Source organism: Pseudoalteromonas sp. 2CM39R, assembly GCF_023161845.1.
This window is the reverse complement of the sequence record NZ_JALNTM010000007.1, coordinates 214,202-233,876: the sequence shown is the minus strand read 5'-3', so window position 1 is coordinate 233,876 and position 19,675 is coordinate 214,202. Positions and strand designations below refer to the sequence as shown.

The following is a 19,675-nucleotide window of genomic DNA, read 5'->3' as shown; positions in this document are numbered from 1 at the left end:
ACTTCAAGGCTGAGTAAAAATACCATCGAGTAATTGCGTATAAATCTTTTCTATTTCTAACAAGTCGCAAATCGGTACATGTTCATTAACCTGATGAATACTATGGTTTCGTACCCCACACTCTATGACTTGTGTTTTTTGCTGTGCAAAAAATCGTCCGTCCGACGTCCCACCACTGGTGCTTAATAAAGGATAATTCCCCGTCACTTTAAAAATTGCCAGCTCTAACTGAGCGAGTAAGCAACTCTCAATCTTATGGCTTGTATAATAGGGTTCACATGGACGCTCCCACTGTATAACCAAATGCTCGCTGAAATCCTTCAGTGCAGCAAACACACGTTGCTTAACATGTTTACTTTTATACCCATGGCTATAGCGAATATTAAAAGTAATATCACACTGAGCTGGCACGAGGTTATCTAGCACATTATCAATATTAATACCGGTGACTTGCAGCGTTGTTTTTGAACTAAGTTCATCTAAAGGCCAGTCTATTTTTGTGAGCCTGTTAACCACTTCAGCACTGATGTGCGCAGCATTAATGGTATTCTCAGGATAGGCTACATGCCCAGCCTTTCCTTGAATAGCTAATCTCGCAGATAAGGCTCCACGTCGACCATTTTTTATAGTGTCACCTACCTGCAGGTGGCTGGTTGGCTCACCAACAATACAGCCATCAAGTACAACGCCCTGTTGTGCTAATCGCTTGGCAATCAACACAGAGCCATGCTCCGCCTCACCTTCTTCATCTGAGGTGATCAGCCAAAATAATGTTCCCTGCTTTTGCTGCGCGCTGTTTATTAACGTCTGCGTTGCACTAAGCATCGCGGCAATGCCTCCTTTCATATCGGCGGCACCACGCCCATAAATTGCATCGTTAATTATGTGTCCACCAAACGGATCGGCTAACCAGCCACCTTGCGTTGCGGGTACCACATCAATATGCCCAGAAAATGCCACCACGGGGCCTGCCCCAAAGGTTATTTTTGCAATTAAGTTTGTCACATTATTAGAACTAAATTGCTCTGTACTAAAGCCTAACTCAGTAAGGTAGTTCGCAAGCCACTCAATGCCACCAGCTGGATTAGGAGTAATCGATTTAAATCTGATCAGAGTTTGTAAGTGACTCACTGTTTTTAACTGTGCAATAGTTAAGTACGGCGCTTGTGCTTTTGTATTGATAGCTTTTGTCATAATAAACACACCTCGTTTTAGCAGTGTATTTATTACAACGACTTTTTATGACCGCATTATGAATTTACTAGCTAACGTGCGCCCTCTTCTATTAATGTTTCTCGTGTAACCTGTACTATGTGCTTATCTTCTTTAGTTAACTTGGTTTTTTTCCAAGAGCCACGCATAAACCATGCAAATGCTATCAATGCGATGGTTATGTTAGTAATTGCAAAAGAATACCAAATGCCTTGATCGCCAAGCTCAGTATGATTAGAAAGAATATAAGCGGCAGGGAACTGCACTACACATTGTGATAATAACGCGATAACCATTGCATTGAGCATATTACCTGAGGCACGAAAAGCAGCAACAATACAAAGTTGCACCCCTATTCCACCCCAACTTAAGCACATTACTTGAATAAACTGCGCCCCATTAGTAATAACGTCATTATCGTCAGGAATAAAAAATGCAACTAATGAATCTGCATATAAATATGCAATGGCGCCAACACATGAGAGCCCTAACAAGCCCCATACACTAGCAAGTTTAGTGATCTGCTCAGCCCGCTTGATATTACCAGCCCCCATATTTTGCCCAACCAAGGTTGATACCGCCATTGATAAGCCCATAGCGGGGATCATTACCATTTGCAAAATATTAGAGCCAACACCATAAGCAGCAATTGTCGTAGTACCAAAGCTGGCAACTAGAAATGACATGATGATCAAACCAAATGCACGTGTCGATAATTCAATAGAGCCAGGCGCTCCCAAGAAAAAAGCGCGCTTAATATAGTGCCAGTCGGGGTAAAAGCTTTTAAGCTGTAATTGAATACCATGTCGACCACGTAAAAATATAATGATGCCCGCAAGCGCCGCTAAGCTCTGTGTAACCAATGTTGCTAGCGCAGCGCCCATCACACCAAGCCCCTCAAAACGACCATAGCCAAATATGAATAACGGATCGAGTATAAAATTAAGTAACACGGTTGTGCTGACTATAATTAACGGCACCTTCGTTTGCCCTATACCCCGCATCAGCGATTGAAACATGGCATAAATAAACACAAAAATAACGCCAATAAAAGATACATGCATAAACTTAAGTGCATCACTATATACGGCTGCTTCAACCCCCAGTAAGGTTAAAAAATAAGGTGATAATGCATAGCCTAGTAACCCAAGTAATAGTGCAACTAATGTCACCATTAACACCGTTTGCGCGGCAACATGGTTGACCTTATCTTGTTGTCCCGCCCCCATGTATTGGGCCGATAAAATCGCCCCAGCCATAGCAAATCCTGAACCTATCGCAATAACTAAAAATGTGACAGGCATACTAATCGATACAGCAGCCACTTGCGCAGCCCCTAACCGGCCAACCCAAAAAGCATCTGTAAGCTGATAAGCAGACTGCAAAATATTAATGAGGACAATAGGAATGCCTAATTTTAATAGCGCTTTGGCAATAGAGCCTTGAAGAAATAGTTGACCAGAGGGAGTCATGAGGCCGCTTACTTTTATTAAACCGTGAACATAGCCTTAGTTTAACAAAACTAGCTGATTATATTCTGAATACTTCGTTTACGGCCGGTATTTAAGTGATCAGTCAATAATTTTTGAGCACTAAGTAAGTAAAAGTTTAATCTAAATCAATAAATAGAGGCTCTTTACTTATACGCTTTTGAAACTTTGATCTAGAACAGGTTTTTATTTTTAAACTCGAGCGATAATAGCCTCAATCAACAAATAGTCACACAGTAGTTCACGGAGAACAACATGAAAACTAAACTAAGCATTGCAATACTTACTTCTTTACTAGCTCTTTCTCCTGCAGCACACGCTAACTTTAGCGTTAATGTTGGCGCAATTAATGTTAACCCTGATAACGATGGCTCAAAGATTAACGAAGCACCTACTCTTGGTTTAAAAGGTGATTCAAATACTCAGTTAGGTATTACTGTAGATTATGCATTTAACGACCAATGGGTGTTAGAGCTTATTGCAGCAACGCCATTCTCTCATGATGTAGAAGGTACAGGCGGTTTAGCTGGTAATAAAATTGCCGACATTAAACATTTACCACCATCACTGGTTGCACAATACCACTTTTTAGACAGCAGCTACGCACTTCGTCCATTTGTTGGTGTAGGAATTAACTACACGACGTTCTTTGACGAGCAGCCTTCTGCAGCACTTAAAGCAACTTTAAATACTGACGACGTGGAAGTAAAACTAGATGATTCATTTGGTTTTGTTGCTCAAGTAGGTGCTAACTACAAGATTGATGAGAAATGGGGCCTACACGCTATGGTATCTATCATGGATATTGATACTGATGCGACTGTATATGCTAATGGCGCAAAAGCATTAACTTCAACCGTGTCACTTGACCCTGTTGTAGCTATGTTTGGTCTTAAATACTCGTTTTAATAACGATTATGTGTGTGTTAAAAAGGCCGTAAGGCCTTTTTTTTTGCGTGTAATTAACGAGGTAAGTTATTTACTTTTTTTTGCTCAAGCATTTCTTTCCAATGAATTATTTCTGCCGGTAAAATAGGTGCTACGCCTTCAAAACCAGCAACCTCCAGCATATGCTCAACGCTTACCACCCCTTTTTTACTTTTAAATACGCCACGTACATAGGCAATTGCATGTAAGCCACGCTCTGAATGAAATTTTTGTTCAATATAAAAGTATTTATGATCCCAGCCGACTAAACGGGTACTAATGGTAAAGCGCTGCATAGGCTTAATATCACGGATGTAAGTAATGGCGGTTGCATTAACAATAGGAAACCAACGACGCTTCATTATTTGCTTTAGTAAACCAACTCGCTCGGTCATCCATGTGCGCGATAAATCCATCATTGCTAAATAGCGTGAATTAGTTAAGTGCAAATTAATATCACAGTCACTTGGCAGTGCTTTGTAGTCTATATCAACCGTGTCTAACAATGATTGATAATCACGATTACGTTTAATTTTGAAAAATAATAGCAGCAGTCTAAAATATAAGTTCACAGTAGAGGTCTTACCAGTTTGTTTTTTGTGAGTGTATCATAGCAATTGATCCCCTAGGGTATTTTTACACCAAGGGGACAATCACTAAGAAAGGTTGTTTTAATATCTATCTTTAAACTTTAACCGTTTTACGATTAATACCGTAATCACGTAGTTTATTAGCTACCGCTGTATGACTTAGCCCTAAGCGCTTAGCTAACTGACGTGAACTTGGATAAGCTGGATAAAGCTTACGCAATAAGGTAGCTTCAAAACGCTTAACCGCTTGATCAAGCGAGCCCTCAAAATCAGACTCTAAATAGCCTAAATCATGGGTAAAGGTCGGCAGTTGTAAATGCTCAACTCGCAATTCACTGTCTTCTAACAACGATACCGCACGGTAAATAGCATTTTCTAATTGGCGCACATTACCTGGCCATGGGTAATCTTGTAAAAACGTTAAACATTCTTCAGATAGCTCAGGCACAGTATGGCCATTTTGCTGCGCATATTTTTGAATAAAGTGTTCAGCAAGTGGGCCAACATCGGCTTTACGATCTCTCAGTGGTGCAATTTCTAACGTTAGTACATTAATGCGATAGTATAAGTCTTCTCTAAATACGCCCTCTTGCACCATTGCAGGTAAATCTTTTTGGGTAGCAGCAACTATGCGAACATTTACTTTAACTTCGTTTTCGTCGCCTACTTTTCGAAACGTACCGTCTTGTAAAAAGCGCAGTAATTTAGTTTGGAGCTGAGTCGACATTTCACCCACTTCATCTAAAAATACTGTTCCACCATCCGCTTGTTCAAGTACACCGCGTTTAGGCGCTGCATTTTCTTCATATCCGGCGTAACCAAAAAGCTCTGACTCGGCAACATCATCTGGTAATGAGGCACACGATAAAGCGATAAACGGCTTTACTGAGCGGTTAGATGCATAGTGACAAGCTCGCGCTAATAACTCTTTACCTGTGCCGGTTTCACCGGTGATAAGAATAGGGGCTTCAAGTTGCGCCATTTTTCGCGCTTCGCGTACAACACGACGCATCGCCGTACTAAAATTGTGAATTGTCGCAAAGCTTTCTTGGCCATAGCGTCTAAACGCACTCACTTGCTGACCTAGGCGGCTTTGCGATTTTATATTAATTACCGCACCCGCTAACACATCCCCCTCACTGCCTTGTGGTACAGCAATAGGTAAAATATCGGCAATAAAGTCTTCACCTGCCACTTCTACACGGGTAGTTTGCCCAAGTACTTCTTTGCCTTCTAACCAACGGGTAAAATTAAAACCTTTAAGTAAATTATTGATATTGGCGCCAATGACTTCTTTTTCTGTTAGCTGTAAGTCTTTACACGCCGCGTCGTTACACAAACGCACCCAGCCTTTAGCATCAATAGATATAACACCATCTGGCAGTGCTCTTAATAAGGTGTTTAATTCATTGTGCTCACGTTCAGAAGGTAAAAACGCGGTGGTACGTACATCATGTACACCATCGATCAATCGAATTGAAGGCATAATTTTTTGAAATTGTTCAAATTCAATTTCAGGAAAACTCACATACATACGGCAATTAACTGAGTCGACTTCAATTCCTTTCAAGTCAACATTGTAGCTAACTAAAATATTAAGAATCTCTTGAGCAATACCAACTCGGTCTGCACAGTGAATATCTAAACGCATACACCCTCAGGTAAGGAAAAAACTAATTGGCGTGAATAATACGCTAACTATGATTATCAGCATAGTTTATTGTAAAGAAATTTGGACGAAAAATGTTTTTTTACTTCCTAGAGCGCTTTTTCAAGCACTTAAAATATTTAATCTTGGCTGCTCACTAAAAGTCGGGGTCATTACATGTAAATATAGCCAAACTAACTTTGTATAAATTATATTCTCCAATGGGCTAATCATTGCTGTGCATCCGCTAATATTTGCTCATGTTTAATCTAAACGGTGATTATTAAAATAAAGTAGTAAAGGTTAACGATTGTTGAATAACTTGGTGCTTGTAACCCCCCGTAAATAAAGCGGTTTTATATTTTTTCAATAGAACTTAAAACCGGATAAAAGATAGCTTTGCAAAGACAATGTTACTTGTGTTGTTAAATATCTTTTTTGATAAGTTTAGGTGTTTAGTGCAACAACTAGAACTTCAGGTGTTGGTATTTAACAATTACATAACGGATGTGTGATAGCGCGCTCAACGCTTCCCCTCGTACAAAGGTCTATGTATACTTAAGCGCAATTGTAACTAGGATAAGGGTGTGACTCTTACCTAAACGTATAGCTGCGTTTAGCAAACCATTACCTTAGCTGCATAAAAACACTGATGATCGAGCATTTATTATACTTTTTAGAAGTAACAATTTAGCTAAATAAAAAACCACAAGGTCATCAAAACAATAATGAATTAGGAAGTAAATATGAGTTCAAATTCTGACAGTGGCTGGTTTGGTCACCCTAAAGGACTTTCAACCCTGTTTTTCACAGAAATGTGGGAACGAATGAGTTACTACGGTATGCGAGCTATGCTCGTATTATTTATGACAGCAAGTTTACAACAAGAAGGCTTAGGATTTACCGTTGCTTCTGCTGCTGCAATTTATGGCTTATACACAGGTTCAGTATACTTTTTAGGTTTACCTGGTGGCTGGTTAGCAGATAGATTATTTGGTGGTCAAAAAGCAGTATGGTACGGCGGTATCATCATCATGTGTGGCCACATTATTTTAGCCGTTCCGCATGAATATTCTTTTTTCATTGGTTTAATCTTTGTCGCAACGGGTACTGGTTTACTTAAACCTAATATCAGTGCCATGGTTGGTCAGCTTTATACTGACGAAGATGAACGCCGTGACGGTGGTTACGCTATTTACTACATGGGTATTAACTTAGGTTCTTTAATTGGTTACTACGTTTGTGGTTACTTTATGGAAAACGTAGGTTGGCACTGGGCATTTGGTGCAGCTGCTGTAGGTATGGCTATTGGTTTAATACAATACAAACGTACACTTAATAACTTACCAGAACATAGCTCGTTACCTGCGAATCCATTAAGCCCTAAAGGTGCTTCACGCGCATGGGGCGGTATTGCTGCGTTTGTAATTGTTGTTGCCAGCGTGACTGCTGCTGCGATGACAGGCGCTATAGTTATTAACCCGACTATTGTTGCAGGTTACACAGCAGTTGTATTTACTGTTATCTTTTTCATTTACTTTGGCCTTGTTTATTTCAAAGGCAAACTAACCGACGCTGAAAAGCAAAGAATGTGGGCGCTATTTTTAGTCTGTGTCGCTTCTGCGTGTTTTTGGTCTGGCTTTGAACAAGCGGGTTCTTCATTAAACCTATTTGCTCGTGACTACACAGATCGTCTTATTGGCACATTTGAAATTCCAACGACTTGGTTCCAATCTTTAAACTCGCTATTTATTATTGCCCTATCACCATTTTTTGCCGCTCTTTGGATTAATTTATCTAAGAAAATGGTTTCGCCTACTTATAGCGTAAAATGTGCGTTGGGCTTAGTTATTATGGCTTCAGGCTTTTTAGTTATGTTTATGGCAGCACATTATGCAGCTGAAGGCTTAAAAGTAGCTCCTTACTGGCTGGTTACAACGTATTTCTTACATACAGTGGGTGAGCTTTGTTTAAGCCCAGTTGCATTGAGTGCGGTAAGTAAATTATCTCCTCGTCGCTATACGGGTCAAATGATGGGTGTATTTGTACTGACATACTCAATTGGTAACGTAATTTCAGGATTACTTGCTGGTAACTTTGATCCTAACAATGTTGCTGAAATTCCTAACCTTTACTTACAAATTGCATTATTTAGTATCGGTGTAGGTATCATCTTAGTACTGATGAGCTTCAAAGCTAAGGTATGGGAAAAACAAGGTTTAGAACAAACCGCACCAGCACAATAATTTAAATTAATCACAACGCGTAATTATGCGCTTTGACTAATGATATTAAATACCCCCTGCAGCTAACTGCAGGGGGTATTTTTATGGCTAACTAACCTGAACTCTGGATAATAGATCTCTTAGCCAGAGTTCAGGTTAACTAAATTTGTTGTTACAGCGTAATACTACAGAGTAAGTGGAGTTAATGAATCAAACCCTCAGTATCTATTGCTTTGTTAATGTTGTGAGCAGCTACGCTCAGGTTGAGTGTAAACAATAGAATACAAAAACCACTCTTTTTTTAGTGTGAAAGAACTAAAAAAACAGATGGGCAATTAAATTTAAAACAAATAAATTCAGTAACATACATAAAAAATACGTACATTATCCGAGCTAGCTAATTTTTACTTACCTCGGCACGTATGTAAATAAATATCATACTTTGCTAACCGTCCCGTAAAATTTACACACGCGCTATTTACTAAATAACAACACCCTCTTCCCCAAAGCAGTAATCTGGTTAATCATGCAGGCAATACGATAACTAATAATCGCAGTGCTTAATTGCGGGAGTAATTATAATGAGTGAAGTAAATAATCCTTTAGGTTTGGTTGGTATTGAGTTTACTGAATACGCAACACCCGATGCCGATTACATGGACAAAGTGTTTACCGATTTTGGTTTTTCAAAATTAAAAAAATTCAAAGGTAAAGACATTGTTTATTACAACCAAAACGATATTCATTTTTTACTAAATAATGAACGCGACGGCTTTTCAGCTGAGTTTGCTAAAAATCACGGCCCAGCAATTTGTTCTATGGGCTGGCGTGTAGAGAACGCTCAAGCAGCATTTGAAGCAGCGGTTAAGCGTGGCGCTAAGCCTGCCACTGATGCAGCTAATAAAGACTTACCATACCCTGCTATTTACGGCATTGGCGATAGCTTAATTTACTTTATTGAACAATTTGGAGATAAAGGCTCTATCTACGATAATGATTTCGAAGATCTGAGCGAGCCAAACAAAGTTGAGAGTAAAGGCTTCTTACGTATCGACCACCTAACCAACAACGTATATAAAGGTACTATGGAAACATGGGCTAACTTTTACAAAGACGTGTTTGGTTTTACCGAAGTACGTTACTTTGATATTAAAGGCCAAAAAACAGCCCTGCTTTCATATGCATTAAAATCACCATGCGGTACCTTCTCTATTCCAATCAATGAAGGTAAAGGTAACGACAATAACCAAATTGATGAATACCTAGGTGAATACAATGGTCCAGGTGTGCAGCATTTGGCGTTCTTAACTGACGACTTAGTAAGCTCATTAGATAAGCTTGATAAATCGACTATCGCTACTTTAGATATTATTCCAGAGTACTACGATACTATTTTTGACCGTGTTCCATGGGTTAAAGAAGATAAAGAGAAAATCCGTGAACATCAAATCCTTGTTGATAGCCAAAGCGAAGATTGCTACTTACTGCAAATTTTCTCTAAAAACTTATTTGGTCCTATCTTCATTGAAATGATTCAACGAGTTGATGATGGCGGCTTTGGTGAAGGTAACTTCCAAGCGCTATTCGAATCAATCGAGCGAGATCAAGAACGTCGCGGCGTTTTATAAGCAAATAAAATAACTTTAAAAAGCAGCGTATTTCGCTGCTTTTTGTCGTTTAATCGTAATTGAGAGGTAAAACTATCTCTCTGTGTGTTTAAATCGCGCTTTTCATCACCATATAGCTAGGTAATAGATGAAATTAACGGGTGCTATATTCTTATTTAATAAATTGATATTTATACTGATAAGCGCGACCAACTAAACCAAAGGAAATGTAATGAGTTTAATTAACGAAACCCATGATATAAATTTAACTAGCTGGGTAGCATCAGCAAATGATGCACAATGTGACTTCCCTATTCAAAACCTACCTTTTGCAGAAGTACGTCGCAAAAATAGCAATGAAGCTTTTCGTGGTGCTGTTGCCATTGGCGATCAGGTTATTGATTTAGCAAAAGTAAATGAACTCGGTATTTTTTCAGGTGACGCCCAAACAGCCGTTGCATCTGCAAGTAACCCGACTTTGAACGAGTTTATGGGATTAGGTGAGCAATATTGGTCAGCGCTTCGTTTAGCACTGTCTAAGGCATTACGTGAAGGCTCTGCTCATCAAGAGCAACTAGCACAAGCGCTTATACCACAAACCGAAATTGAATTTGCTCTACCGTGTCGCATTGGCGATTACACTGACTTTTACACATCAATTTATCATGCGACTGCCGTAGGAAGTTTATTCCGTCCCGATAACCCATTACTACCAAACTACAAATGGGTGCCGATTGGTTATCATGGTCGCTCATCGTCTATTGGCGTGTCTGGGCAGCAGTTTCATCGCCCTAAAGGACAAACTAAAGCGCCAGATGCAGAAGTTCCTTCATTTGGTCCATGTAAGCGCCTTGACTACGAGCTGGAACTAGGTATTTACCTAGGTAAAGGTAATGATCTAGGCGATGCAATCGCAATTGAAAATGCTGAAAAGCATGTATTCGGCTTTTGTGTTTTCAACGATTGGTCAGCACGTGATTTACAAGCATGGGAATACCAACCGCTTGGTCCATTCTTAGCGAAAAATTTCGCATCAACCGTGTCTCCATGGATTGTTACCACCGAAGCACTTGCACCATACAGAACAAGCTGGACGCGTGATGAAAATGATCCGCAGCCACTTGAGTACTTAGAATCAACGGCTAACCGTGATCAAGGTGCATTTGATATTCAAATGGATGTTAAAATTCAAACACAAAAAATGCGTGATGAAGGCTACAACCCAACTCAAGTGTCTAAGTCTAGCTTTAAGCACTCATACTGGACTGTAGCGCAAATGGTAACTCACCATACCGTAAACGGGTGTAACTTTATGCCGGGTGACATGCTGGGCTCTGGCACGCAATCAGGGCCTACTCACGAAGAAGCGGGTTCATTACTTGAGCTTTCTCGTGGTGGTAAAGAAAAGATTACTTTAAGTAACGGCGAGCAGCGTAGCTTCTTGGAAGATGGCGACAACGTTATAATGCGTGGCTGGTGTGAAAAAGAAGGCTTTGCACGTATTGGCTTTGGCTTTGTAGAGAGCACCGTACTACCAGCAAAATAATATATAAAATCAATAAACTAGTAAAAAAGGGTTGTTGAATAAGCAGCCCTTTTTTATTAATTAAGCCGAAGTTACAATTTTTTTCTGGCTTTTTTAGTTCAAATTGCTATCTTGAATCCGTTAATAGCCAGTATTTATGTGACATGCCTGTATTTATAAAGTCTTTTTTTAATAAACATTTCCCAGCTCGTCAGCTGCTCATTCGCCAAAATGGTGAAGTAAAGCATGTTGTTTTGGCGCCTTGGTTACAGGTTTCTGTGCTTGCTATTATTTTCATTGCTATTGCATGGATCAGTGTTTCGAGTATCCGTGTTTATATGCAAACACACCAAATTTCTCATATCGAGCAAACTCAGCTTGATAAGCAAGTACAATGGCAACAAAAAGTAAAGCAACAGCAACAACGCTACGCATTGCAGCAAGAGCAGTTAGCTGAACTTGAACAAAAACAAGCTTTACTTCAAGGTATGATTGAATCACTCCCAGCTTCTATCAGCAAAGATGTAATAAAATTAGAGGGTGAGCTTGAATCTTCTCCTATTAATGAGAACGAAAGCGAATTTCATGAGCCGCTCGAAGAAGATAAAACACAAAATAAGCATGCACAAAACAGTTTAACCAGTTTTGAGCAGCGCTACATCATGCTAAATCAGCAGTACGATACTAATTTCACGTTATTGGCTGCGCAGATTAATCAGCGCCATGATGCGATTATAGAAATACTCAAAGGCACGGGTCTTGAAAATGCACTGGCACAACATCTCGCGTTAAGCACGCAAACAACGGCGCAAGGTGGCCCGCTAGATATACTCGATGAAAGTAAAATTCCTAGTAACTTTCTAGTCATTGCAGATAAGTTGTTATTGTTAAACCAGCTAGAGAGCTTTTTAACTGAGTTGCCAAGTACCCTGCCCTTACCTGCTGCAAAATATTATATTTCCAGTAATTTTGGACTTAGAAAAGACCCAATGAATAAAAGGCGCGCTTTTCATAAAGGCATTGATTTAGCTGGGTGGCATAAAACAGAAATTTTTGCCCCTGCCGATGGCACGGTGCGTCGAGCTGGCCGTAATGGCGGTTATGGTAACTTTATAGAGTTAGAGCATAAAAACGGTGTTGTAACGCGCTTTGGTCACTTAAACAAAATTAATGTTAAAAAAGGTCAATTAGTCACAAAGCACGATGTCATTGGCTTAATGGGCAGTACCGGAAGAAGTACAAGTACTCATTTACACTATGAAGTATTAATAGACGACAAGCATGTCAATCCACTAAAAATAACAAAGGCGCTTTCTCGTGTTTGGTAAAAATAAACAAGCAAAAACAGACTCATCTATTAAGAGAGTGAGTCACACTCCCTCAATCATTTCTAATGATGTGCGTATAACGGGCTCTTTGGTAAGCCAAGGTGAAGTACAACTCGACGGACGTATTGATGGTGACATTAAGGCCGAACATTTAGTGATTGGCACCTCAGGTGTTGTTGAAGGCGTTGTTGAGGCAAGCAGTGTCGTTGTTAAGGGTAAAATCATAGGCTCTTTAAATGCAAGTGAAGTAAAGATCGAAAATAATGCTCATGTACTTGGCGATATATTTCATGACACCCTGAGCATAGAAGCAGGTGCTATTATTGAAGGCAGTTTAAAGCAGCGCTTTGAAAAAGAAGTGATTGAGCATGCTAAAGATAAGCCAAAACCAGCTCACGACGTAAAAGCCATTGTTGATAATGAAGACAGCGGGCTTTCGTTTGTTAATAAGCAGCCTGCAGCTAAAAGCTAGCTACATTAGTTTATAATGGTTTAGCCTGCCTGTTGGCTAAACCATTAATCACCTCTTTAAAATCCCGTTAGCGGCTTATACACTTACTTTTTTTGTGTTATATACATGGTTATGTCTGCGGTAAAAACCAGTTCGTTACGCGTATTGTAAAGCTTTACCGGTACGACTAAATCTTCTTTATCAATCCATTGATGAGGCAAGTCAATTTCAGCGATAGCGGTAACATCAGTGTCTACCTTAGCCAGGTACTGTACTGTCATTCCCTTAGGGATCCAACGGTGGGTTTTATAAGGTACTGTTGCATCAACCATCACCCCCGCACACAGCTCAGCCAAATTACATTGTGCGATAGCGTGAATAGTGCCAATGTGATTGTGTACACGGCGTGTGTTTTTAACCACAGCACTACAGTGTCCTGCTTTTAAATCTAAAATAGTAGGTTTCATAGAGCCAAAGTAAGGCGCTTTAAAACATACGGCTTTACTAAACAGCCAGTTACCAAACGGCAGCTTTTTAAATTTATGCCACGTTTTTATTAATGCAGACTCATTACTCATTATTGTTTTTCCATTGTCTTTGCTTAAAAAGCAAATTAACACATCGGATCAGTTTAAAGAAGTGTGATACTTAAACAAAAATAATCATAATAAAGTTAAAAGTAGGTAACATGTCTGATGCATCGGTCATAAGCCCTTTCTTTTTCATCAGTCGCCACTTAAAATACCGACAAAAGGAGACCTGATGCAAACACAGCCCGCTAAACCAAACTTAATTTTATTACTGATCTTAGCGTTACTCGTCATTTTTTGTCCTATGGGCATTGATATTTATTTACCTGCCTTTCCTACTATTGCAGAGCAATTTTCAGTGAGCGAAAAACAAGTACAGCAAACGGTGGCTATTTTTATGCTTACTGTTGGTTTGGGGCAATTAATTGCAGGCCCTCTTGCTGATCGTTTTGGACGTAAGCCGGTAGCCTTAACCGGTGTAACTTTATATGGACTGGCGGCATTAGGTGCATACTATGCTCCTAGCTTTTTAATACTGATGTTTGCTCGTGCAATTCAAGGGTTAGGCGCATGCGCCACCTTTGTTGTTGCTTTTGCAATAGTAAGAGATAAGTTTGGTAGTGAACGCAGTGGCCAAATAATTACCTACCTAAACGGGATCGTGTGCTTTATTCCAGCGTTAGCACCCATTTTAGGTGCGTGGTTAACCGTGCAGTTTGGTTGGCAAATGAACTTTCTATTTCTAACTGGTTTTGCATTATTAGGATTTATTGTCACCTTATTATTGTTTAGAGAAACACGCCCAGTAGACAGCCATTACCAGGGGCATATCTTAGATCTAAGGCGCTTTATCCCAATTATTTCAACTCCGTTATTTTTATTTAATAGCTTGCTATGTATGGTCACTATGTCAGCTATATTAGTATTTGTAACATTGGCTCCTGGTTGGCTTATTACTGAATTAGGGGGCAGCGTAGCCGACTTTACCTTTTGGTTCTCGCTTAATGCAGTGCTTAGTATTCTTGCTAGCTTTATCATGCCTATTTACATTAAACGCCAACCAAAAAGAGCACTAAAAGCAGGTCTTGTGTTGTTAGTGAGTGCAGGCTTACTGATGCTAGTATTAAGCCAATATAAAACCCCATTAGCATTAATGATCCCTATGTTTATTGCTGCCTTTGGTTTTGCTTTAACACTTGGCTCTGCCGCTGGACGAGCTTTAAGTCTGTTCCCTAAGCAAGCTGGCACCGCCTCAGCTCTTTTAGGAGCAATGCAAATGAGTGGGGCAAGTTTATTGGTGTTTATTACTCAATATTTAAACTTATCTACACCCGAGCTTATAGGCACACACTTTTTATTATTAATTCCCTTTTCTTACTTACTATTTCGTTATACTAAATATGCTTAGGCGCTAAAGCGTTTTCTATTACTCTTCAATTTTGGCTAATTCAGGTTTTACCTGATTAGCCGCCCCTAATTCAAATACAAATGTATATTTTTTGTTTAATACTGGCTACTTTAAAGTTAAATAGTTTTGTTTTTGTAGATAAAATAGCTTGTTTTCTGCTTTATATTATTTTACTGTCCGCTAAAGTTAACAATTAGTTAACCAATTAATTCTAGGATAATATAATATGAAAAAGAATAAACTCGCCTTAGCATTAGTTCTTACTGGTATTTGTTCAGCAGGTGCTGCCCAAGCTGCGAACGATCGCTTCATCATCCAAGTTGATAATAATAAAAAAGGTGTTGTTAAAGCGCTGACTAAAAAACTAGGTGGTGACATTAAAGTAGATGGCAATGGATTCATTGCAGCCAAATTTACTGGACAAGATTTAAGTAGCTTAAAAGGCCTGCTTAACAACCCGCATATTAAACTCATTGAAGAAGATCATAAGCGCGTTCCTATGTCATTATTTAACGATGATGTAGGTGATGCCATGCAGCAACAAATTACGCCATATGCGGTGTATCAATCACAGGTTGATCAAGTTACTTTTGATGCCAATGCAGGCATGAAAGTATGTGTTATCGATTCAGGCTTAGATAGCTCAAACCCTGATTTTGTTTGGGGTAACATTACTGGCGATAACGACAGCGGTACTGGAAATTGGTTTGATAATGGCGGTCCACACGGGACGCATGTCGCCGGTACGATTGGTGCTGCAGATAATAACCTCGGTGTTGTGGGTATGGCACCGGGTGTGGCAATGCACATTATTAAAGTATTTAACGAAGCGGGTTGGGGTTACTCATCTGATTTAGCTCAAGCGGCTGATTTATGTTCTCAAGCAGGTGCAAATATTATTAGCATGAGCTTAGGGGGCGGTGGCTCAAACAGTACAGAGTCAAATGCGTTTGCTAACTTTACTAATGCTGGCGGCCTTGTAGTTGCTGCAGCGGGTAACGATGGTAATAACGTACGTTCTTATCCTGCGGGCTACTCATCGGTGATGATGGTCGGCGCTAATGATGCCGATAATCAAATTGCTGACTTTTCACAATTCCCAAGCTGTTCATCTGGCCGTGGTAAACGCGCAACTAATGATGAAACAATTTGTGTTGAAGTAACTGCTGGTGGTGTTGATACTCTATCGACCTACCCTGCGGGCATGGCAACAGCAGCGAGTATGTCGGCTGATGGCACAGCATATAATTCATCAGCAATGGAAAATGCAGGTCAAATCACTGCGAGTACCTACTTTATGGGAACTGGCGAAACAGTTGATCCAGCGGCGGCTGGTAAAGTATGTATGATTGACCGCGGCGTTATTTCATTTTATGACAAAGTCGCTAACTGTGAAAACTCAGGCGGTGTAGGTGCGGTTATTATCAACAATGAAGCTGGCATGTTATACGCGACACTGGGTGATACCAACGATACTACAATTCCTGCTGTAGGCGCTGCATTTGAAGATCGTAGTGCATTAGTCGCTAGTACAAACGTGACAATTAATATTGGCGCAACTGATTATGGCTTTATGAGTGGAACGTCAATGGCAACTCCTGCGGTTTCAGGTATTGCTGCGCTAGTATGGTCTAATCATAGTGACTGTACAGGCACAGAAATTCGCGATGCGTTAAAGGCAACTGCGCAAGATCAAGGGGCTTCTGGTCGTGATGATTACTTTGGCTACGGTATTGTAAAAGCGGCTGACGCTGATGCTTACCTTACAGCAAACGGCTGTGCGGGTGGCGATACTGGTGGTGTTGATCCAGAGCCAGGCGTAGATGCTATCTCTCTTAGCGCTTCAGGTTACAAATCAAAAGGCACTAAATTTGTTGATTTAAGTTGGAATGGCGCGGCAACAAGCCAAGTTGATATCTACCGCAATGGTAACAAAGTCATTACCACTGCAAATAATAATGCCTACAGCGACAGCATTAATACTAAAGGTGGCGGCACCTATACATATCAAGTGTGTGAAGCGCTGAGCACTACGGTGTGTTCAAATAATATCACCGTTAGTTTTTAATAAATTTAGCACTTCATTATGTTTAAAAGCATAACGACTAGTTTTAAAAGAACTTAGTATCCTCAACTTAGCGGGCAATATGCCCGCTTTTTATTTTCCTCATTGCTTGATAAAATCATTTACCACTTCTTTTTCGTACTATTTAATGATCAACCCCGACTTTTTGCTTTCATTTTTACTCGCTAGCTTTTTAATGGCCGTTGCGCCTGGACCATCAAACGCGTTTTTAATGGCGCAAACTTTTGCAAATGGGCGAAAAGCAGGTATGCAGAGTGCTTTTGGCTTTGCGTTAGGTGGCGTAGTACATACATTTTTTGCGGTTGTCGGTTTAAGCGCTATTTTAAAAGCCTCTGAAACTGCCTATGCCAGCGTACAATATGCAGGTGCAGCCTATTTATGTTACTTAGGGTTTATGATGCTTAAAGACACCTTTAAGCCCCCCATTTGCGAGCAAGAAGATAAGCCTCATGTTACCACCAGTAAAAACAAAAACGTGATGTTTCAAGCTATGATGACCGAAGTACTAAATCCTAAGGTGGCTTTGTTTTTTATTGCTTTTATCCCACAATTTGTAGACCCTAGCTTGTCATCTGCAACTTTTCAGCTGGCGTTTTTTGGGCTACTGTATCCAATCTTTGCTTTTCCTATCGACTGCACGTATATTTATTTCGGCGATAAAATAGCCCAGTTTTTTAAAAGTCACCCTAATAGCCAACTTTGGATAGATAGGTTCACAGGCATTGTATTTATTGCCTTGGCTATCAATTTATTACTCTAACTAATAAGAATCAGCATGGACCAAAAAATACAATCTCTTCCAGCTAAGAAAAACATAGCCCTTGTTGCACATGATGGAAAAAAAGCCGCGTTAAAATTATGGTGTGAAAAACACACTCCAATGCTAAGTAAACATAAGCTATACGGCACTGGTACAACCGGACATTTAATAGAAAAAACCACCGGTTTGAATGTCGTGCAATTACTCAGTGGACCTATGGGGGGTGATCAGCAACTTGGTGCTAAAATAGCGGAACATGAAATTCATGTGTTAATCTTTTTTTGGGATCCTCTGGCATCTCAGCCGCACGACCCTGATGTAAAAGCATTGCTTCGTTTAGCCGCAGTGTGGAACATTCCTGTTGCTTGTAATGAAGTAAGCGCTGATATGTTACTAAGCTCTCCCCTTATGGACACCGAGTTTGAGCGTTCTTTGCCAGATTACGAAAAGTACCTCGCAACCCGACAAATCTCCTTATAACAGCTTATTTATAAAGCATACTCGCCCATTTAGTCAGACCAGCGGTGACACTGCCAAAGTGATCACCGTTAACCATTTTAATATCGCCTAAGTGGGTTTTTAAAGCCGCCTTGATCAGTGGTGATTGCGCGCTACCACCCGTTAAATAAATTACATCTGGGGTGGTGTTAGCATCTGCAATGGCCTGTTTTGCTAATGTCACTATTTGGCTAATACTGTCGTCAACGGCTAATGCTAATTCATTAATAGAGATATCTTTATCAAGTGATGAATCTAAAAATGTTAAATCACAATTAAAGTTTTCAGACGAGCTTAGTGCAATTTTTGCCGCTTCAGCTTGTTGAACTAATTGATGCCCTTGCTTATTTTGCTGTAAATGGATGAGCCGTTTATATAAATCGGGAGCACCCACATCGCGTAGCTGTGCACTCAGTTCACGATAATGCTGAGCACTATAAAACTGGCTTTGTAAATTCACATCGTTAATTTTACATGCTTGCCAAAATGCCTGATTAGGTAATGGTAAACCCGATTTAAAAGTACTGCCTAAGCCAAGTAACGGCATTAAACCATGATAGCTCAGAGCAATATCTAAATCATTACCGCCTACTCGCTTTCCGCTATGTGCTAAAAAGTCTGCGTCTCGTTGTTGTTTATTCCTAAAACTTGGCCCCATTTGTACAAATGAACAGTCACTTGTACCACCACCAATATCTATTACCAGCACTTTTTGGTCTTGCGTTAAATCACTTTCATAATCAATCCCGGCGGCAAGTGGTTCATATAAAAATTCCACATCTTTAAAGCCTGCTCGGTTTGCTGCACGTGTTAAAATGCCCACGGCTTGTTGGTTTGACTGCTCACCACCAACTGCTTGAAAATTCACTGGGCGACCAATAACAGTTTGGCTCAGCGTATACCCTAACGATGATTCGGCACGTTGTTTTATTTTTAAAATCATTGCAGTGGCAATATCTTCAAAAAAATTAATTTGTCCTTGCTTTAAACCAGTAGCGCCAAAAAATGATTTAGGGGATTTTACAAAATAACCTTCTTCAGGAAATTGCACATATTCACTAATCGCCTCTCGGCCGATGAATAGAGTCTCGTCGCCGGCTTGTAGGTCTAGGTCTGATTTAATTCGCGGGAGTGTATTAAGCAAGGGTTGGCGCGCGGTTTTATAGCCATGCTCATGCTCTGAGCCCTGCAAGTGCTGCGCTACAAAATCAACGACTAAGGCACTATGATGTGTGTATAACGTTGATGGAAGATAATGTTTGCCTTGCTCTAAAGGAATGAGCTGAACACGCTCTTCGTTTAAAACACCCATAGCACAATTAGAACTACCATAATCAAAACCAACGAACATAGATCACCAAACATCACTAAAAAGGCCGCGCAATTTAGC

16 protein-coding genes are annotated in these 19,675 nt (G+C 40.1%); 10 read left to right on the top strand and 6 right to left on the bottom strand.

Going from position 1 to position 19,675, the window contains the following annotated elements:
* Positions 1 to 3 precede the first annotated feature (3 nt).
* Both dapE and MTF66_RS17455 read right to left on the bottom strand, forming a co-directional pair.
* On the bottom strand, positions 4 to 1,194 hold the full coding sequence (gene dapE, locus MTF66_RS17460; RefSeq protein WP_248527705.1) for a succinyl-diaminopimelate desuccinylase: 1,191 nt from the start codon (positions 1,192 to 1,194) through the stop codon (positions 4 to 6).
* 71 nt (positions 1,195 to 1,265) lie between these two features.
* The gene (locus MTF66_RS17455) at positions 1,266 to 2,684 is read right to left on the bottom strand and encodes an MATE family efflux transporter (RefSeq protein WP_054202105.1); all 1,419 of its coding nucleotides are present in this window, start codon (positions 2,682 to 2,684) and stop codon (positions 1,266 to 1,268) included.
* A 273-nt stretch (positions 2,685 to 2,957) separates the two neighbouring features.
* Here MTF66_RS17455 and MTF66_RS17450 point away from each other — a divergent pair, with 273 nt between their 5' ends.
* Positions 2,958 to 3,611, top strand: coding sequence for an OmpW family protein (locus MTF66_RS17450; protein WP_010391257.1), 654 nt, complete (start codon positions 2,958 to 2,960; stop codon positions 3,609 to 3,611).
* A gap of 53 nt (positions 3,612 to 3,664) precedes the next feature.
* Here MTF66_RS17450 and MTF66_RS17445 read toward each other — a convergent pair whose 3' ends face one another.
* Together MTF66_RS17445 and tyrR are read right to left on the bottom strand one after the other, a co-directional pair.
* Positions 3,665 to 4,201, bottom strand: coding sequence for a thioesterase family protein (locus MTF66_RS17445; RefSeq protein WP_008109547.1), 537 nt, complete (start codon positions 4,199 to 4,201; stop codon positions 3,665 to 3,667).
* A gap of 112 nt (positions 4,202 to 4,313) precedes the next feature.
* Positions 4,314 to 5,870, bottom strand: a complete 1,557-nt coding sequence (gene tyrR / locus MTF66_RS17440; RefSeq protein ID WP_008109548.1) for a transcriptional regulator TyrR — start codon at positions 5,868 to 5,870, stop codon at positions 4,314 to 4,316.
* A gap of 743 nt (positions 5,871 to 6,613) precedes the next feature.
* Between tyrR and MTF66_RS17435 the strand changes: the two genes are divergently transcribed.
* The 5 genes from MTF66_RS17435 (at position 6,614) to MTF66_RS17415 (ending at position 13,024) form a co-directional block, all read left to right on the top strand.
* Positions 6,614 to 8,113: a peptide MFS transporter gene (locus MTF66_RS17435; RefSeq protein ID WP_008109550.1), complete on the top strand. Its 1,500-nt coding sequence runs from the start codon at positions 6,614 to 6,616 to the stop codon at positions 8,111 to 8,113.
* 560 nt (positions 8,114 to 8,673) lie between these two features.
* On the top strand, positions 8,674 to 9,720 hold the full coding sequence (hppD, locus tag MTF66_RS17430) for a 4-hydroxyphenylpyruvate dioxygenase (RefSeq protein WP_008109551.1): 1,047 nt from the start codon (positions 8,674 to 8,676) through the stop codon (positions 9,718 to 9,720).
* Positions 9,721 to 9,931: 211 nt separating this feature from the next.
* On the top strand, positions 9,932 to 11,245 hold the full coding sequence (gene fahA, locus MTF66_RS17425; protein ID WP_010391256.1) for a fumarylacetoacetase: 1,314 nt from the start codon (positions 9,932 to 9,934) through the stop codon (positions 11,243 to 11,245).
* A gap of 143 nt (positions 11,246 to 11,388) precedes the next feature.
* Positions 11,389 to 12,552, top strand: coding sequence for a M23 family metallopeptidase (locus MTF66_RS17420; protein ID WP_138620939.1), 1,164 nt, complete (start codon positions 11,389 to 11,391; stop codon positions 12,550 to 12,552).
* On the top strand, positions 12,542 to 13,024 hold the full coding sequence (locus MTF66_RS17415) for a polymer-forming cytoskeletal protein (RefSeq protein WP_008109555.1): 483 nt from the start codon (positions 12,542 to 12,544) through the stop codon (positions 13,022 to 13,024). Before MTF66_RS17420 ends, MTF66_RS17415 begins: the two co-directional genes overlap by 11 nt.
* Positions 13,025 to 13,107: 83 nt before the next feature.
* Here MTF66_RS17415 and MTF66_RS17410 read toward each other — a convergent pair whose 3' ends face one another.
* Positions 13,108 to 13,581, bottom strand: coding sequence for a hotdog fold domain-containing protein (locus MTF66_RS17410; RefSeq protein WP_008109556.1), 474 nt, complete (start codon positions 13,579 to 13,581; stop codon positions 13,108 to 13,110).
* Between the two features lie 184 nt (positions 13,582 to 13,765).
* On the opposite strand from MTF66_RS17410, the gene MTF66_RS17405 reads away from it, so the two are divergent.
* The 4 genes from MTF66_RS17405 (at position 13,766) to MTF66_RS17390 (ending at position 18,267) form a co-directional block, all read left to right on the top strand.
* The gene (locus MTF66_RS17405; RefSeq protein WP_010391252.1) at positions 13,766 to 14,941 is read left to right on the top strand and encodes a multidrug effflux MFS transporter; all 1,176 of its coding nucleotides are present in this window, start codon (positions 13,766 to 13,768) and stop codon (positions 14,939 to 14,941) included.
* A 226-nt stretch (positions 14,942 to 15,167) separates the two neighbouring features.
* Positions 15,168 to 17,009 carry a S8 family serine peptidase gene (locus MTF66_RS17400; RefSeq protein WP_138620937.1) on the top strand — a complete coding sequence of 614 codons (1,842 nt, stop codon included), beginning with the start codon at positions 15,168 to 15,170 and terminating at the stop codon, positions 17,007 to 17,009.
* A gap of 145 nt (positions 17,010 to 17,154) precedes the next feature.
* The gene (locus MTF66_RS17395) at positions 17,155 to 17,787 is read left to right on the top strand and encodes a LysE family translocator (protein ID WP_010391250.1); all 633 of its coding nucleotides are present in this window, start codon (positions 17,155 to 17,157) and stop codon (positions 17,785 to 17,787) included.
* A gap of 15 nt (positions 17,788 to 17,802) precedes the next feature.
* Positions 17,803 to 18,267, top strand: a complete 465-nt coding sequence (locus tag MTF66_RS17390; RefSeq protein WP_008464686.1) for a methylglyoxal synthase — start codon at positions 17,803 to 17,805, stop codon at positions 18,265 to 18,267.
* Between the two features lie 4 nt (positions 18,268 to 18,271).
* On the opposite strand, the gene yegD is transcribed toward MTF66_RS17390, so the two are convergent.
* A complete protein-coding gene (yegD, locus tag MTF66_RS17385) occupies positions 18,272 to 19,636 on the bottom strand; it encodes a molecular chaperone (protein WP_138620935.1) in 1,365 nt (454 codons plus the stop codon).
* Between the last annotated feature and the right edge of the window lie 39 nt (positions 19,637 to 19,675).